Source organism: Pseudomonas sp. GL-B-12, from assembly GCF_019955895.1.
GTDB lineage: Bacteria > Pseudomonadota > Gammaproteobacteria > Pseudomonadales > Pseudomonadaceae > Aquipseudomonas.
Genome location: NZ_JAHBCX010000043.1, coordinates 37,085 through 50,027 on the forward strand (window position 1 = coordinate 37,085; position 12,943 = coordinate 50,027).

Here is a 12,943-nt window from a genome sequence, read left to right on the forward strand (position 1 = left end):
GATCAAGGCTTCCCAACGGTAACGGTGGTGGCGATCGGTGCGCTCATGGGGCCGGACTGAACCGTCGTGCTCATCGAACGGTCCGGTGCCTGGATGTGCATGCTGGTTTCGGTACCGGTCGGGAATTCCATGTCCGACGGGCTCTGGTACGGCAGGTTGCGCACGATCCGCGGGGTGATCGACAGCACCAGTTCGGATTTGCTGACGTCGTCCTTGTTGCTGCCGAACAGGCGACCCAGGCCGGGAATGTCGCCAAGGCCGGGAATCTTGTTGCCGGTGGCGCCGTGGTCGTTGCGCACGAGCCCTGCGAGGATCTGGGTTTCGCCGTCATGCAGACGCAAGGTGGTCTGGGCGTTGCGGGTATCGACCTGGACCGGAATGGTGCCCTGAGCGGTCGGCGTCAGCGGCGTGGCGTTACTGACTTCCAGCGCGATCTTGATCGCCACTTCGTTGTTCAGGTGCACGATGGGTTGCACTTCGAGCTTGAGACCGACGTCAAGGTAGGTCACGCTTTCGGTGATCACCGGGCCCTGGGTCGAAGGCACCGAGGTGGCGCTGATGATCGGCACGCGCTGACCGATGTGGATGCGCGCCTGCTCGCGGTTGCTCACCCGAATCACAGGGCTGGCCAAGGTATTGATGTCCTTGTCCTGGGCATTGATCTTGGCCTGCGGCGATGGCGAGATGGTAATCCGGCTGGAGTCGATGCCTTTGAGTTGATCAAGAATGGTCACCGCCGAGCCGTCGCTGTTGACCACGCCGAAGGTGTTGGGCCATTGCAGGCCAAGGTCGAGAATGCGTTGACGGGCGACTTCCATCACTTCCACTTCCAGCACCACTTCCGGGTTGGACTGGTCCTGCGATTGCAGGAGTTTTTCCGCCATGCGCACCGCGTCACCGGTATCGCGCATGGTCAGGGTGTTGAGGCGCTCATCGACAAACACGTCGCGGGTCTTGAGCATGGTCTTGATCATGTTCAGCGCCGTGTTGGCATCGATGCTGGTCAGGTAGAAGGTGCGCATCACCAGCTCTTGGTAATCCTTGATCTTCTGCGGCGAGTCCGGGTAGATCAGCACGGTGTTTTCATTCACCACTTTCTGATGCAGCTGGTTCTGTTGCAGCAGCAGCTCCACGGCGTCTTCGATACGCACGTCACGTACGAAGATCGTGGCTTTCATGTCCGGGCGCAGGTCCTTGTCGAAGATGAAGTTCAGGCCGGCGACCTGGGACAGCACTTCGAAAATGGTCTTGAGGTTGGCCTCGCGAAACTCCAGGGTCACCGGCCGGTCAAGGCGCGTGCGCAGTTGCGGGTACTGCACCACGTTGCGGCTCTGCACCAGGCGGATGCTGTCCTGTAGTTCCAGAGCGCCGTCGTTCTTCGGGTCCAGTTCGAGAATCTGTTTGACCTGGCGGTCGGCACCGTAGATGTCACCGCGACGCAGGTCGCCACGGGCCAGTTCGAGTTTCTCATCCATGCTGCGCAGATAGTCGAGCTGGCGCAGGGAATCCTGGGCACGACGGTTGTTCGGTTCGATGTTCAAGACCCGGCTGTAAGTCATGCGGGCCCCGGCGAAATTACGCTGGGCCCGGTCCATGTCGGCCTGGGCCAGCAGCGCCTTCACGGCGAGGGCCCGTCCGTTGTTGAGGGCCATGTGCAGATCGGTATCGCGAGGGTTTTCGCGCAATCCCTCTTCGATGCGGGCCAGACCGGCTTCGTACTGGCCCGACTCGATCAGGGCGGAAGCTTCATCCCTGGCGACCTGCGCCGAACTGCATGCGGCCAGCCCTGCACAGAGACACAGGCTCATCAGCAAACGGGATTTGTTCATTCCGTACTCCCCACAGACAAGGTCTGAGATAAATGCAGAGGCAGGTAAACCAGGCTCAGTTCCTCATCGGAAATCCGCTCGATCCGCCAGGTTTTGTCGATGACATCCCCCTTGCGCACGACGTATATTTTTTCGCCGTTCTGCAAAAACACCTGCAGATCGGAACGATCATCCAGCCTGCCGACAAACTGGAAGGGCAACGGTGGTGCAGTGGGGACTTGCACCACCGGAGTCACGACGACCGGTTGTTCAGTGACGGTGCCCAGGGCCGGCGCCGCTTTCCAGCTGCGGGCGGCGAACAGGTCGCCTGCCGGGCTCAGGTCCTTGATCGGCGCTGCCGCCGCGGCGCTCGATGCAGCCGCCGATGCGCCAGGGATCTTGCCCTTGTCTGGCGTGACCACGGCGACCACTGCAGGGTCGCTGTCGTCAGCCTGTTTGAAGTAATCGGGGAGCCAGGCGAGCGCTGCCGCCACACCGAGGAACGCCACCCAACCCACCACTCGTTTGGTATTCATCATGACCTCGACAGGTAAAGGGTCATGCGGATCCGCCCGGTCAGGTCGGTATCGGCGATATTCTTGCGCTGAAACTCCACATCCTCCAGCACCACCGCCGGCAACTGGCCGAGCAAGGCGTGCAGGAAACGCCGCAGTTGCGGGTAGCTACCACGTACCGGCAACAGAATCTGATAACGGGCCAGGTGCGTCTTGGGGTCCACGCCCAGGGAGTATTCCCCCCGGGACAAAGTGATGCGTTCCTGGGCGGCCAGGGCGTAGATCTTGTCGATGGCCACAGTGGCCTGAGGCTGGGACGGCAACTTGCTGCGGAAATCGTCGAGCTGGCGCTGCGGCACCACCGGCGCAGCCACTGTGCCGTCTTCGACCTTGGCCAGATACTCGGTGGCTTCGCGCGTCTGCTGGCTGAGGCTTTGCAGCGACTCCCAGTCTGGCAACAACCCGACCACGCCATAGCTCAGCGCCAGCACTAGCATGGCCAGTCCTGCCAGCCCCGGAACGCCCAGGCCTTGCAGGTATTCGTGGACGATCAATTTATGGATTTGCATCGCCGATCTCCCAGGTAGCCGACAGGTTGAACTGCACCGGGTGTTCCGGCACGTTGGCGACAATTTCGTGGCTCAGCAGCGACACGTCGGACAGCTCGTCGCTGGCTTCGAGGCGGCGGTGGAAATCGAGCATGGCTTCCAGGTCCAGCGCCTCGGCGCTGATCAGCACCTGGCCTTTGCGGGCGTCCGGGGTCAGGGCCAGCAGGGCAATGTTGTCCCGCGGCATGGCTTCGAGGGTGGCGAACAGGCGTTCCCAGGGGCGGCGCAACTGCTGGGAGACCTTGCGCATTTCGGCCAGGTTCTGCGCCTGCTCGCGGATTTGCGCCGGTGTCAGGCTAAGCTTGGTGCCGGTATCGCCGGTGAGCACCCGCTGTGTGGTTTGCAGATGACCTTGCTGTTGTTCGGCCTCGTTGCTCAGGTGCTGTTGCACCACCAGGCAAGCCAGTGTCAGCACCACGCCACCGGCCAGCAGGCTCCAGCCCAAGGGGCCTGCACGGCGGCGCGGCTGAAAGTCGAGCATCAGGGGGCGCATGTCAGGCCACCGCCCGAGACATGACGTACAGGCAATCGCGTACGGCTGTCCGGTCTTCTTCGAGGGTGCGCAGATGCACACCGGGCACGTCGGGAGGCGAATCGATGCGCGCCGGTGCATGCAGGTAGACATTCAACGGCCGATCGCTGGTGGATGCCTGCAACTGGCTTTCACGGCCGATCAGCGCGGTCAGCGCAGCATCGCTGTCGCTGCTGCCCACTGAACGCACCGAGGTCCAGCGCCCTTCCCGGGCCAGCAGCAACACGCTGCGTACCGATTCGGCGACGACGAACAGGAAGTCCCCGGCCTCAAAGCTCTTATCGAAATGGTTGAACGCTGCCATCAGGTACGGCTGCACCGAACGCAGGCGCAATCCGCGAGCGCTGACCAGGGCGCGCAGGCGTTCGAGCAAGTCCTGTGGCAGCGCGGTGGCGATGCGGTCGTAACCGGCGGGTTCGGCCGAGAGCACCAGGCTCCAGGGTTGCGTCGGGGCACCGTAGAGGTCTTCGAAACACAGTTGAGCGTAGCCGAGCAATTCGGCCGGGCTGCTGATCTGCTCGCTCCAGGGCACCAGGCAATAGCGGCAGAAGTGCCCGGAGATCACTACGGTCAGTTCCGCCCTGGCAACGCTGTGTTCGGCCAGCAAGCGGTCGAGGGTGTCGAGGGCCACCGCCCAGGCCTGGAAGCCTTCGTCGATGTAGCCGACGCTGCCCAGCCAGTGGGTTGCAGCGCCGTGCCGTTGCCCCAGGCCAACACCGCTGGCGCCGAGCACGGCGACAAATTGCTCACGAGATAAAAGTGACACGATTGATCTCCTCGAGAGTGGTCCGGCCTTGTTCCACCATCTCCAGCGCCGACTCGCGCAACAGGCGCAAGCCACGTTTGCAGGCATGCGCCTTGATTTTCGAAATGGGTTGGCGCTCGACGATCATCTGCCGCAGTTCGTCGTCCAGGTGCAGCAGCTCGGCAATCGCGCTGCGCCCGCGATAACCGGTGCCCCGGCAATGCCCGCAGCCCTTGCCGTGGACGAACTGGTAGTGAGCGACCTTTTGCGGATCCAGCCCCGAGACCTCCAGCTCTTCTGCTGTCGGGCTGTAAGGGCTGCTGCAACTGGTGCAGACCAGGCGGATCAAGCGCTGGGCCAGCACGGCATTGAGTGCCGAGACCAGGCTGTAGGGATCGATTTCCATCTGGGTGAATCGGCCGATCACGTCGAACACGTTGTTGGCGTGAATGGTGGTGAACACCAGGTGGCCGGTAAGCGCCGATTGCACGGCGATCTGTGCGGTGTCCGGGTCGCGGATTTCACCGACCATGATCTTGTCCGGGTCATGCCGCAGGATCGAGCGTAGGCCCCGGGCGAAAGTCAGGCCTTTTTTCTCGTTGACGGGAATCTGCAGCACGCCCGGCAGTTGATACTCCACCGGGTCTTCAATGGTGATGATCTTGTCCACGCCATGGTTGATCTCGGTGATCATCGCGTACAGGGTGGTGGTCTTGCCGCTACCGGTCGGCCCGGTCACCAGCACCATGCCGTAGGGTTCGGCGGCCAACCGGCGCAGCTGGCGCAGGGTTTCTTCTTCAAAGCCCAGGGCTTGCAGTTGCACGCCGCAGACCTTGTCCGCCAGGTCCTGTTTGTCGAGTACCCGCAGCACCGCGTCTTCCCCGAAAATGCTCGGCATGATCGACACCCGGAAGTCGATCTGCCGGCCGCTGATACCGATCTTGAAACGGCCATCCTGAGGCACGCGTTTTTCGCCGATGTCCAGTTCGGCCATGACCTTGACCCGGGAAATCACTTGCTCGGCGAACTCGCTGCCCTGGATCTTGCTGATGTTGTTGAGCACGCCGTCGATCCGGTACTTGATCACCAGGCCGCTGCCGGTGGTGCCGAGATGGATGTCGCTAGCGTGCATTTTCAGCGCGTCATACAGGGTCGAATTGACCAGCTTGACCACCACGCTGGAGTCTTCGCTGATGCTGGTCAGGGACAGACTTTGCAGGTTATCGATTTCTGCGCCGGCGTCGCTTTGGGCGTTGAGCGACTCCACTGCATGGAAGCTTTCTTCGTGACGCGCCAGGTAGGCCTTCAGGTCATCGGCATGCACCAGATACAGCGGCGCGCCTTGCAGGCATTCATCGATCCAGGCCAGGCGTGCACTGTCGAAGGGGTCGGCGAACACACCGATGACCGCATCGTTATGACGCAACAGAATGAATTCGCGCTTGAGGCATTGGGCCAGGGTCACCCGGTCGAACACCGGCGTGGAATTGAACAGGCTGTCGGTGTCGAGCACCGGGTAGTGCAGGGTTACGCCGAGGCATTGAATGAAAGGCATGGGAGCCAGTTCGCACAGCCCCCCCAGGGCGTCCAGCATCCGTTCGCCGGAACTGGTGGCCACGGCTCGGGCCTGGGCCAGTTGTTCACTGCTAAAACGAGTCGGTGCACATTCCGGTTGCGCCGGTTCTACGGCAAGGGATAGACGGTCCATGGCTTGCTCTCCAACGCCCGGGGCTTTGGGCCCTGTCGGCGCGGCGAGTCATTTCGGCGTGGGCCGGAACGTCTTGTCGCGCCACTACTCCCCGGTGAGCAATTGTTCGTCGTCTGGCGCCATGGAGGCCGATGTACTTTTTCGGCGATCTGCAAGCACCCAGCTACCGTCGTACAACTGCAGGGGGAAACTCTCGGTCCTGCTCTGGCGTCGTTCGACAAAGCCTTCGCAAGTGCCCACCCCCGCTTTGGGTTCGCGTTGCCTGCCCAGAAGATCAAGCACGGCACGGGCCAATTCCGCCAATGGAAACGGTTTGAACAGGATATGGCTGACTCCCAGCTGCCGGGCCCGATCGCAAACCTCTGCGGTTGGATGCCCTGTGATCAGCACAAAATGACACTTCCTGCTGTGGCGGACGGCATCGAGCACCTGAAAGCCTTCCATATCGGGCAAGCGGTAATCGAACACCATCACATCGGGCGCGAAATCGTCAGCTTCAACGATTCCTTGCGCACCGTCGTGGGCAATCCGGACTTCCAGTGCTTGCGCCTGCAGGTATCCCTGGAGGTTCTCCGCCAGCAACTGTTCGTCATCAACAACCAGTACTTTGTTTAACAAGGTGGACTCCTTGAAACCGCAGGTCCGGGTTTTGAACCTGACGGAGTGCGCGCCCTGACAGGACTAATGCACACTTCACGCCAGGCTGGGCGCCGGTAATTTTAGGTCTTCATGTCCTTGAATTTAAAAACAATGCCTTCCCGTACAGAAATCCCATCCCCCCAAAAACGGGGAAAGCGACCGGATTGGCATTGAAGTTTTTTCCCCACTGTTGGGGAAACCCCCTATTGATCGTCAATTCGCTCGATTCGATTGCGCGAGCGCAATGACGCCGACGCCCTCATTGCGCTTAAGCGTAGCTGCGCGTTTTCGACAGTGGAAGCGTCTGCACCGGACGCTACCTTGATCAGGGTATGCCGGGCGGTGTCAGGTTTCATCATCGGCCTCCGGTCAGGGCTTGGCAGCAATGGGTTTATAGGGGGCGACCAGATAGAAACGCTGGCCCGGCAGATCCACCGTGACGACATGGGCACCGCTCAAGCCCTGGCGCCGGCCCGGACCAAAGGTGATCAGCGGCGTCAACCCGGTATCGAAGTCACGCAGGCCTTCCAGGGCACTGACCAGCTTCTGGCGACTGGCATTGCGCCCGGCCTGCTTCATGCCCTCGCTGAGCAGCATCATCGAACTGAACGCGCCCACTTGCAGCACCGCATGCTGGCCGCCGAGGCCCTGGTGTTCGCGCAACTGGGTCAAGGCCAGGCGCCCGGCCAGGGTCCAGTCGCTGGGCACGAACGGATAGGCCAGGAACACCCGCCGGGAAAATCCGCTGGGCACCTGCATCAGATTGCCCGCCACCTGGTTCGAGGCGGCGAACAGGTAAGGCACCTGCCCCGCCGTTTGCAAGCGTTCGGCCAGACGACTGAAGCCGCTGCTGCTGCCCAGGTAAAACACCGAGCGCGACCCCAAGGGAAAATCATCCCTGGTCGGGTCGTAGGCTTGCAGGCTCACCTTTTGCCAGGCGTGCCCCTGCAAGTATTGGCTGAGTTCCTGCGCCGTCAGCCGTTGGCCGGATTCGTCCGGGTAGGCAATCAGCGTCGGCCCCTGAAGCACCCGCAGGCTGGCACCGGCGTAGTCGGCCAGGGCGATCAATTGCTCGCGAAGGCCCGGCAGCGGTTCGAATATCTGCGGACTGGTGTGGGGCGTGCCCTGCAAGGACAGGGGTCCGATCAGGGGAATGCCGGCCTGTTCCAGACGCACGGCGAGGTCCATGTCCAATGCCGGTGCCAGCGGTGCGATCAGGGCAAACACCTGTTCTTCATCGATCAATTGGTCCAGGGCCTTTTCGGCACTGGCACGGTCGGCGCCAGGGTCGAGGATGGTCAGGCGCAACTGCCGGCCATGAATTCCGCCCGCCTCGTTGATACGCGCCACGCAGCCGTTGAGCACCGCCGCCACCGTGACGCCCTCCTCGCTCAACGGCCCGGAACCCGGCAACAACGTGCCCAGGTGCAGACTGTCGGGGGCCAGGCCCGGATCGCCGTCTTCGTCCAGGCGCTTGAGATACGCCGTGAGGTTGCGTTGATCGTTCATCGACAACACGAACCGTGGCATCGACGGATCGAGCCGATTGTTGCCCGGGTCGCGCCCCTCCTGCACTGCCCGCACCAGGGTGCTTTCGCTGTAGGCCGGATAACTGCGGCCGTTGATGTGCTGCTGGCCATGGCTGCTGGTCAGCCGCGACCAGCTCAGGTTCGGCGGTCGCACCCTGCCTTCCGGGCTCCCGAGGCCATCTTCGCCATGACAATTGGCGCACGGCAGGCGGGTGGCCGGCAACAGCATGCCCGATGCGCCGACCCGGACCATGATCGGCTCGCCGCTGGCCGACACGCCTTCGTGGTACAACCGCTTGCCGGCACTTTCGCTGAGGCTCAGGGGCAACGCCTGAGCGGTGAACGTGATGCCGCCCAGAAGCAGCAGGCAAAGGACGAGGGCAATATTCATGGCCGTGGCTCAGCGCCCGGCCACGGGCATTGTCAGCCACTGCAAGCGCTGGGCAATGGCGGCGGCCGGGGCATCGGAACGGATTTTGCTCCAGCGCTTGTTCGCCACGTCACCGACGATCAACCGGGTGGAGTGCTGCTCGGGGGTCGGCACGATCTGGCCGATGCGGCCCAATACAAGGTCCATTTGCACCTTGTCGTCGGTAAGAAAAAACCAGTGGGGCCCATCGATGCCCTGTTTCAAGGTGCAAGCCTTGAGTACCGCCGGGGTGTTGCGCAGCGGATCACTGGTAAGGGAGATAAAGGTGCTGCCGTTCTGGTCCTGCAACGGTGTGTCGGTGAAGCAGGTTTTCCCGTCGTGGGTGCCGGTGGACGGTTGCGCAGCGGGCGTTGTCTGTTCATGCCCTTCGTGGGCAAATGCCATTGAACTGAAAATGCCGTAACAGACGCCCAGGGCGAACCCGTCGATGACTCTCATGGCTGATGCTCCATGGCGATGGCGGTGTGCTTGGCGTGGGCGTTGCGTTCACCTCTGAGCTTCTCGACGGCCCGGGCCAGCTCCGTCGGTTCGGTGAGTCCGTAGTAGCGGGTCCAGAATCGGTTGTTGCCGTCCCCCACCAGAATCAGCGGCGAGTAGTTCTCGAAGTCACCGCTGTAGGCACCCAGGCCCTCGAGTGTGGCATTGACCGACTGCGGCGAACCGGTCAGCCAGCTCCAGCCCGGCCCCTTCTGGAAGGTGCGGGCGTAGTCGTTCAGGCGTTGGGGATCATCACGCTGCGGGTCGATGCTGATCGACACCAGTTGCACCTCGGTGCCGACCCGCGCACCCAATTGTTTCTGCACCTTGCCCATGATCGAGGACACCACCGGGCAGACCGTGGTGCAGCTGGTGTAGATGAAGCCCATGACCACGATCTTGTTGCTCACCAGGTCTTTTTCCAGACTGACGACCTTGCCGTTCTGGTCCAGCAGGGCCACGTCGGCAAACCTGATCCGGGCGGTCTCCGGGCTGGCGGTGCTGACCACCATGTCGTGCCCGGTGTGCTCGTCCGTCGAGTGAGCCAGGGCCTGGTCGATACCTAAGGCCAACAGGCAGAACGTCAGCAGTGCGCGATGCGCGAATCGGTTCATGTCAGTTTCCTCTTAGTGGGTATCGCCGGGTTCGACCCGAACACCCGGCGCGACGCCGGACAAGGGTTGACCCGAGGCTTTGTCCGTCACACGAAATTGCACGTCGGCAAGGGCCACCGAAACCCCTTCACGCTCCAGCGTCTGCTCGCTCCAGGTGTCGGGCAAAGCGACTTCATTGAGTGCAGTCGGGGGCGCGGTCCGCCATACCCCGAACCCGATCAAGGCCATCCCGAGAATCACCGCGCTGCCAGCGACTGTGAGGGTCCTGTCCAAGTCAAAACTCCCCTTCAGGATCTGCTAGCCGGCAATCTCGATGCCGAGCATCGATGTCACCAACAACAGCAAATTAATCAAGGACGAAGCGTGGGACATGCCGATCATGGACTCGGGCCTCGCTGCGGGTTATCGGGGAACACTTATCGACAAATCGTCCGGAGCAATCCGCATGCCACAAAAATTTACGTTATTAATCAGCTAGTTATAATCACGACTTGATAAGCCGGGGGATATTCCCCACCCAATCCCCCCACTTTCTCGCCGGGGCCACTATTCCCCACTATTGGGGAAAACCGCCCCGCTCCCCGATTTCCGATCACAGCGGCGCATCCGCGGACAACCCCTGCAAACGCCGGTACTGGTTCAGCACACTGGGCACATAACGCTGGGTTTCAGCGAACGGCGGGACCACGTTGCCCCGGCTGAGCACCGCTTGCGGGCCGGCGTTATAGGCCGCCACGGCGAGGCGGATATCGTTGTCGAACATCGTCATCAAGCGCTTGAGATAGCGGGCACCGCCCTGAATGTTGGCCTTGGGGTCGTAGACGTTGGTCACACCCATTTCGCGGGCGGTGTCGGGCATCAACTGCATCAGCCCGCGCGCGCCCCGGGGCGAGGTAGCGCGGGCGTTGTAGCTCGATTCGGTCTTGATCACTGCGTGCAGCAGCGCCGCCGGCAGTTCGTTGGCCGTGGCCGCCGCCGCCACCAGCTCGGCATAGGGTTGCGCGGCGATCATCTGCGGTTGCTGATCAAGGCTGACGACCGCCGCATCGGGCTCATGAATCACCCGTTCATAGTGGCGTCCGGGGCGGTGGACATTGGACAGGACGTAGCTGCCATTGGCGTCCACGGAAACAAACACATCGGCCTGTGCGGCGCCGGCCAACACAAGAATTCCCAGCAACCCGGTGGTGAGTGATTTCATTGTTATACCTCCCCTTCCCGGCCCCGAAAATTGGGGGTATTGCCCCAATGGCCAGTCGTGCACCAGCCATACGCAAGCACTGTGCCGTAAGTGAGAAGGCCCGTAGCACGGGGGGTGCGCAAGGATCACCAATCGTGAGCATGGCAATTGCATGCAGTTACATAGCAACTGCATGGCAACTCTGATGCCAACTGTGTGAGGTCATCATGAATCAGCGACTGTGTTATGCCCGGCGAACCCAAAGCGGGTTCACCTTGCTCGAACTGTTGGTGGTGCTGGTGGTACTGGGGCTGTTGGCCGGCATCGTGGCGCCGAAGTATTTCGCCCAACTGGGCCGTTCCGAAGTGAAAGTGGCCAAGGCGCAAATAGAAGGCTTGAGCAAAGCCCTGGACCTTTACCGCCTGGAGGTTGGCCATTACCCGTCGACCGAACAGGGCTTGCAGGCGCTGGTCACTGCCCCCGCCGACGAACCGCACTGGACCGGCCCGTACCTGCAGAAAAAACTCCCGCAAGACCCTTGGGGCCGCAACTACAGCTATCGCTATCCCGGTGAAAACAGCGAGTACGACCTGTTGTCCATGGGCAAGGACGGGCAACCCGGCGGCGAAGGCGAGAACGCCGAAGTCACCAACTGGAACTGACGGGAATGGCGACCATGCGCTTTCATCTCAAGGCCGTCGGCAAGGCCGGTGTCATCTCGATGACCGTCGAGGCGCCGGGGCACAGCGAAGCCAGGCGCATCGCCGAAGACCAGGGCCTGCGGGTGGTCAGCCTGCACGCCGAGCGACATTGGCGCGCGTTGCGCCTGCACAAGCGCGAGACGTTCAACCTGGTGTTGTTCAGCCAGGAACTGACCACCTTGCTCAACGCCGGCCTGCCGTTGATCGATGCGCTGGAAAGCCTGGCGGAAAAGGAAACCGCGCCACAGGCCCGCAAAACCTTGAGTGAACTGGTGCGCCTGCTTTACGAGGGCAAATCGTTTTCCCAGGCCCTGGGGCAGCTGTCGGCGGTTTTCCCCCCGCTGTACATTGCGCTGGTACAGTCCAGCGAAAAGACCGGTGCCGTGGGCGATGCCCTGGGCCGCTATGTCAGCTATCGCCAGCGCATGGACGAGGTTCGCCAGAAGATCGTCAGCGCTTCGATCTACCCCCTGCTGTTGCTGGTGGTGGGCGGTGGCGTGGTTTTGTTTTTGATGGGGTATGTCGTACCGCGCTTCAGCCTGGTGTTTGAAGGACTGGGGTCGAACCTGCCATGGATGTCGCAGATCCTGATGAGCAGCGGCATGTTCCTGCACGCCCACCAGGGAGAATTCTTCGGTGGCTTGCTGGCCATCATCGTTGCAATCGCCCTGCTCCAGCGCCAACCGGCCTTTCGTCGGGGGCTGGACCGCCTGATCGAAAAACTCCCCGCGGTGCACCAGCGCATCTTCATGTATGAACTGGCGCGCTTCTACCGGTCGTTGGGGATTCTGCTGCAAGGCGGCATTCCCTTGGTCACCGCCATGGGCATGGTCCGTGGCCTGCTCACCGTCGCCTCCCGCGTGCGCCTGGACCAGGCCTGCGAGCGGGTGCGCGAGGGGCAATCACTGTCTGCCGCGCTGGAACTCAATCACCTGGTGACCCCCGTGTCCCTGCGCCTGCTGCGCGCCGGAGAACAGTCGGGCAACCTCGGGCAGATGATGGAGCGCAGCGCCGACTTCTACGACGAAGAAATCAGCCGCTGGATCGAATGGTTCGTGCGGCTGTTCGAACCCTTGCTCATGACCTTCATCGGCCTGTTGATCGGGGTGATCGTGATCCTGATGTACATCCCGATTTTCGAACTGGCCTCGAGCATTCACTGACCCTTTGGAGCTGCCCCTTTGGAACTGGGCCCGGCTGTACGTCGCATTCTTTTTCAACGCTGCAACCGAATAAATCGGTTCGTTGAACTGTTCATTAAGTTCCTACGGGAAAAAAGCAACACATTGCAATGTTTATCAACGTTCCAATCTGAATAAAAAGACGGAGAACGACATGCTCATCAATAAGCTTTTACTGGCAGTAGCTATTGGCGCGGTTCTGTCGGCGTCTACCGTATTGATTCCGGACAGCCTGTCCGGAGTATCCAGTGCTCAGGCCAAGGATGGGGGTAGTGG

General features: G+C 61.7%; 14 protein-coding genes and 1 pseudogene. 3 read left to right on the forward strand and 12 right to left on the reverse strand.

Annotated elements, in window-relative coordinates:
• Window positions 1-2 precede the first annotated feature (2 nt).
• The 11 genes and pseudogenes from KGA85_RS22315 to KGA85_RS22365 form a co-directional block, all read right to left on the reverse strand.
• Window positions 3-1,829: a secretin N-terminal domain-containing protein gene (locus tag KGA85_RS22315; protein WP_223458507.1), complete on the reverse strand. Its 1,827-nt coding sequence runs from the start codon at window positions 1,827-1,829 to the stop codon at window positions 3-5.
• Window positions 1,826-2,344 carry a hypothetical protein gene (locus KGA85_RS22320; RefSeq protein WP_223533533.1) on the reverse strand — a complete coding sequence of 173 codons (519 nt, stop codon included), beginning with the start codon at window positions 2,342-2,344 and terminating at the stop codon, window positions 1,826-1,828. Before KGA85_RS22320 ends, KGA85_RS22315 begins: the two co-directional genes overlap by 4 nt.
• Window positions 2,344-2,892 (reverse strand): type II secretion system protein M, encoded by a 549-nt coding sequence (locus KGA85_RS22325; protein WP_223458504.1) that lies wholly within the window; start codon window positions 2,890-2,892, stop codon window positions 2,344-2,346. The genes KGA85_RS22320 and KGA85_RS22325 overlap by 1 nt, the downstream gene beginning before the upstream one ends.
• Entirely contained in the window at window positions 2,879-3,424 is a 546-nt protein-coding gene (locus KGA85_RS22330) for a PilN domain-containing protein (protein ID WP_223458502.1), read from the reverse strand. The genes KGA85_RS22325 and KGA85_RS22330 overlap by 14 nt, the downstream gene beginning before the upstream one ends.
• A 1-nt stretch (window position 3,425) precedes the next feature.
• A complete protein-coding gene (locus KGA85_RS22335; RefSeq protein WP_223458500.1) occupies window positions 3,426-4,229 on the reverse strand; it encodes a hypothetical protein in 804 nt (267 codons plus the stop codon).
• Window positions 4,210-5,916 carry a GspE/PulE family protein gene (locus KGA85_RS22340; RefSeq protein ID WP_223543376.1) on the reverse strand — a complete coding sequence of 569 codons (1,707 nt, stop codon included), beginning with the start codon at window positions 5,914-5,916 and terminating at the stop codon, window positions 4,210-4,212. Before KGA85_RS22340 ends, KGA85_RS22335 begins: the two co-directional genes overlap by 20 nt.
• Window positions 5,917-6,000: 84 nt before the next feature.
• A complete protein-coding gene (locus KGA85_RS22345; RefSeq protein ID WP_223458496.1) occupies window positions 6,001-6,534 on the reverse strand; it encodes a response regulator in 534 nt (177 codons plus the stop codon).
• Window positions 6,535-6,924: 390 nt separating this feature from the next.
• Window positions 6,925-8,475, reverse strand: a complete 1,551-nt coding sequence (locus KGA85_RS22350) for an ABC transporter substrate-binding protein (RefSeq protein ID WP_223543377.1) — start codon at window positions 8,473-8,475, stop codon at window positions 6,925-6,927.
• A gap of 9 nt (window positions 8,476-8,484) precedes the next feature.
• Complete coding sequence (locus KGA85_RS22355) at window positions 8,485-8,952, reverse strand: hypothetical protein (protein WP_223533531.1); 468 nt, start codon at window positions 8,950-8,952, stop codon at window positions 8,485-8,487.
• Entirely contained in the window at window positions 8,949-9,605 is a 657-nt protein-coding gene (locus KGA85_RS22360) for an SCO family protein (protein ID WP_223458490.1), read from the reverse strand. Before KGA85_RS22360 ends, KGA85_RS22355 begins: the two co-directional genes overlap by 4 nt.
• 27 nt (window positions 9,606-9,632) lie before the next feature.
• A pseudogene (locus tag KGA85_RS22365) lies at window positions 9,633-9,878 on the reverse strand (hypothetical protein); the annotation flags it as partial.
• Between the two features lie 40 nt (window positions 9,879-9,918).
• Here KGA85_RS22365 and KGA85_RS22370 point away from each other — a divergent pair.
• On the forward strand, window positions 9,919-10,083 hold the full coding sequence (locus KGA85_RS22370; protein ID WP_223458488.1) for a hypothetical protein: 165 nt from the start codon (window positions 9,919-9,921) through the stop codon (window positions 10,081-10,083).
• Window positions 10,084-10,197: 114 nt separating this feature from the next.
• Here KGA85_RS22370 and KGA85_RS22375 read toward each other — a convergent pair whose 3' ends face one another.
• Complete coding sequence (locus KGA85_RS22375) at window positions 10,198-10,806, reverse strand: lytic transglycosylase domain-containing protein (protein WP_223458486.1); 609 nt, start codon at window positions 10,804-10,806, stop codon at window positions 10,198-10,200.
• Window positions 10,807-11,012: 206 nt separating this feature from the next.
• On the opposite strand from KGA85_RS22375, the gene gspG reads away from it, so the two are divergent.
• Both gspG and KGA85_RS22385 read left to right on the forward strand, forming a co-directional pair.
• Window positions 11,013-11,447, forward strand: a complete 435-nt coding sequence (gene gspG / locus KGA85_RS22380; RefSeq protein ID WP_223458484.1) for a type II secretion system major pseudopilin GspG — start codon at window positions 11,013-11,015, stop codon at window positions 11,445-11,447.
• Between the two features lie 14 nt (window positions 11,448-11,461).
• On the forward strand, window positions 11,462-12,649 hold the full coding sequence (locus KGA85_RS22385) for a type II secretion system F family protein (RefSeq protein ID WP_223458482.1): 1,188 nt from the start codon (window positions 11,462-11,464) through the stop codon (window positions 12,647-12,649).
• Window positions 12,650-12,943: the final 294 nt, after the last annotated feature.

Excerpts from the sequence above, each read along its gene's own strand:
- KGA85_RS22330 (WP_223458502.1), bottom strand. The coding sequence starts at position 3,424 with ATGCGCCCCCTGATGCTCGACTTTCAGCCGCGCCGCCGTGCAGGCCCC.
- KGA85_RS22325 (WP_223458504.1), bottom strand. The coding sequence starts at position 2,892 with ATGCAAATCCATAAATTGATCGTCCACGAATACCTGCAAGGCCTGGGC.
- KGA85_RS22340 (WP_223543376.1), bottom strand. The coding sequence starts at position 5,916 with ATGGACCGTCTATCCCTTGCCGTAGAACCGGCGCAACCGGAATGTGCA.
- KGA85_RS22360 (WP_223458490.1), bottom strand. The coding sequence starts at position 9,605 with ATGAACCGATTCGCGCATCGCGCACTGCTGACGTTCTGCCTGTTGGCC.
- KGA85_RS22385 (WP_223458482.1), top strand. The coding sequence starts at position 11,462 with ATGCGCTTTCATCTCAAGGCCGTCGGCAAGGCCGGTGTCATCTCGATG.
- gspG (WP_223458484.1), top strand. The coding sequence starts at position 11,013 with ATGAATCAGCGACTGTGTTATGCCCGGCGAACCCAAAGCGGGTTCACC.
- KGA85_RS22350 (WP_223543377.1), bottom strand. The coding sequence starts at position 8,475 with ATGAATATTGCCCTCGTCCTTTGCCTGCTGCTTCTGGGCGGCATCACG.
- KGA85_RS22375 (WP_223458486.1), bottom strand. The coding sequence starts at position 10,806 with ATGAAATCACTCACCACCGGGTTGCTGGGAATTCTTGTGTTGGCCGGC.
- KGA85_RS22355 (WP_223533531.1), bottom strand. The coding sequence starts at position 8,952 with ATGAGAGTCATCGACGGGTTCGCCCTGGGCGTCTGTTACGGCATTTTC.
- KGA85_RS22370 (WP_223458488.1), top strand. The coding sequence starts at position 9,919 with ATGCCGAGCATCGATGTCACCAACAACAGCAAATTAATCAAGGACGAA.
- KGA85_RS22315 (WP_223458507.1), bottom strand. The coding sequence starts at position 1,829 with ATGAACAAATCCCGTTTGCTGATGAGCCTGTGTCTCTGTGCAGGGCTG.
- KGA85_RS22320 (WP_223533533.1), bottom strand. The coding sequence starts at position 2,344 with ATGAATACCAAACGAGTGGTGGGTTGGGTGGCGTTCCTCGGTGTGGCG.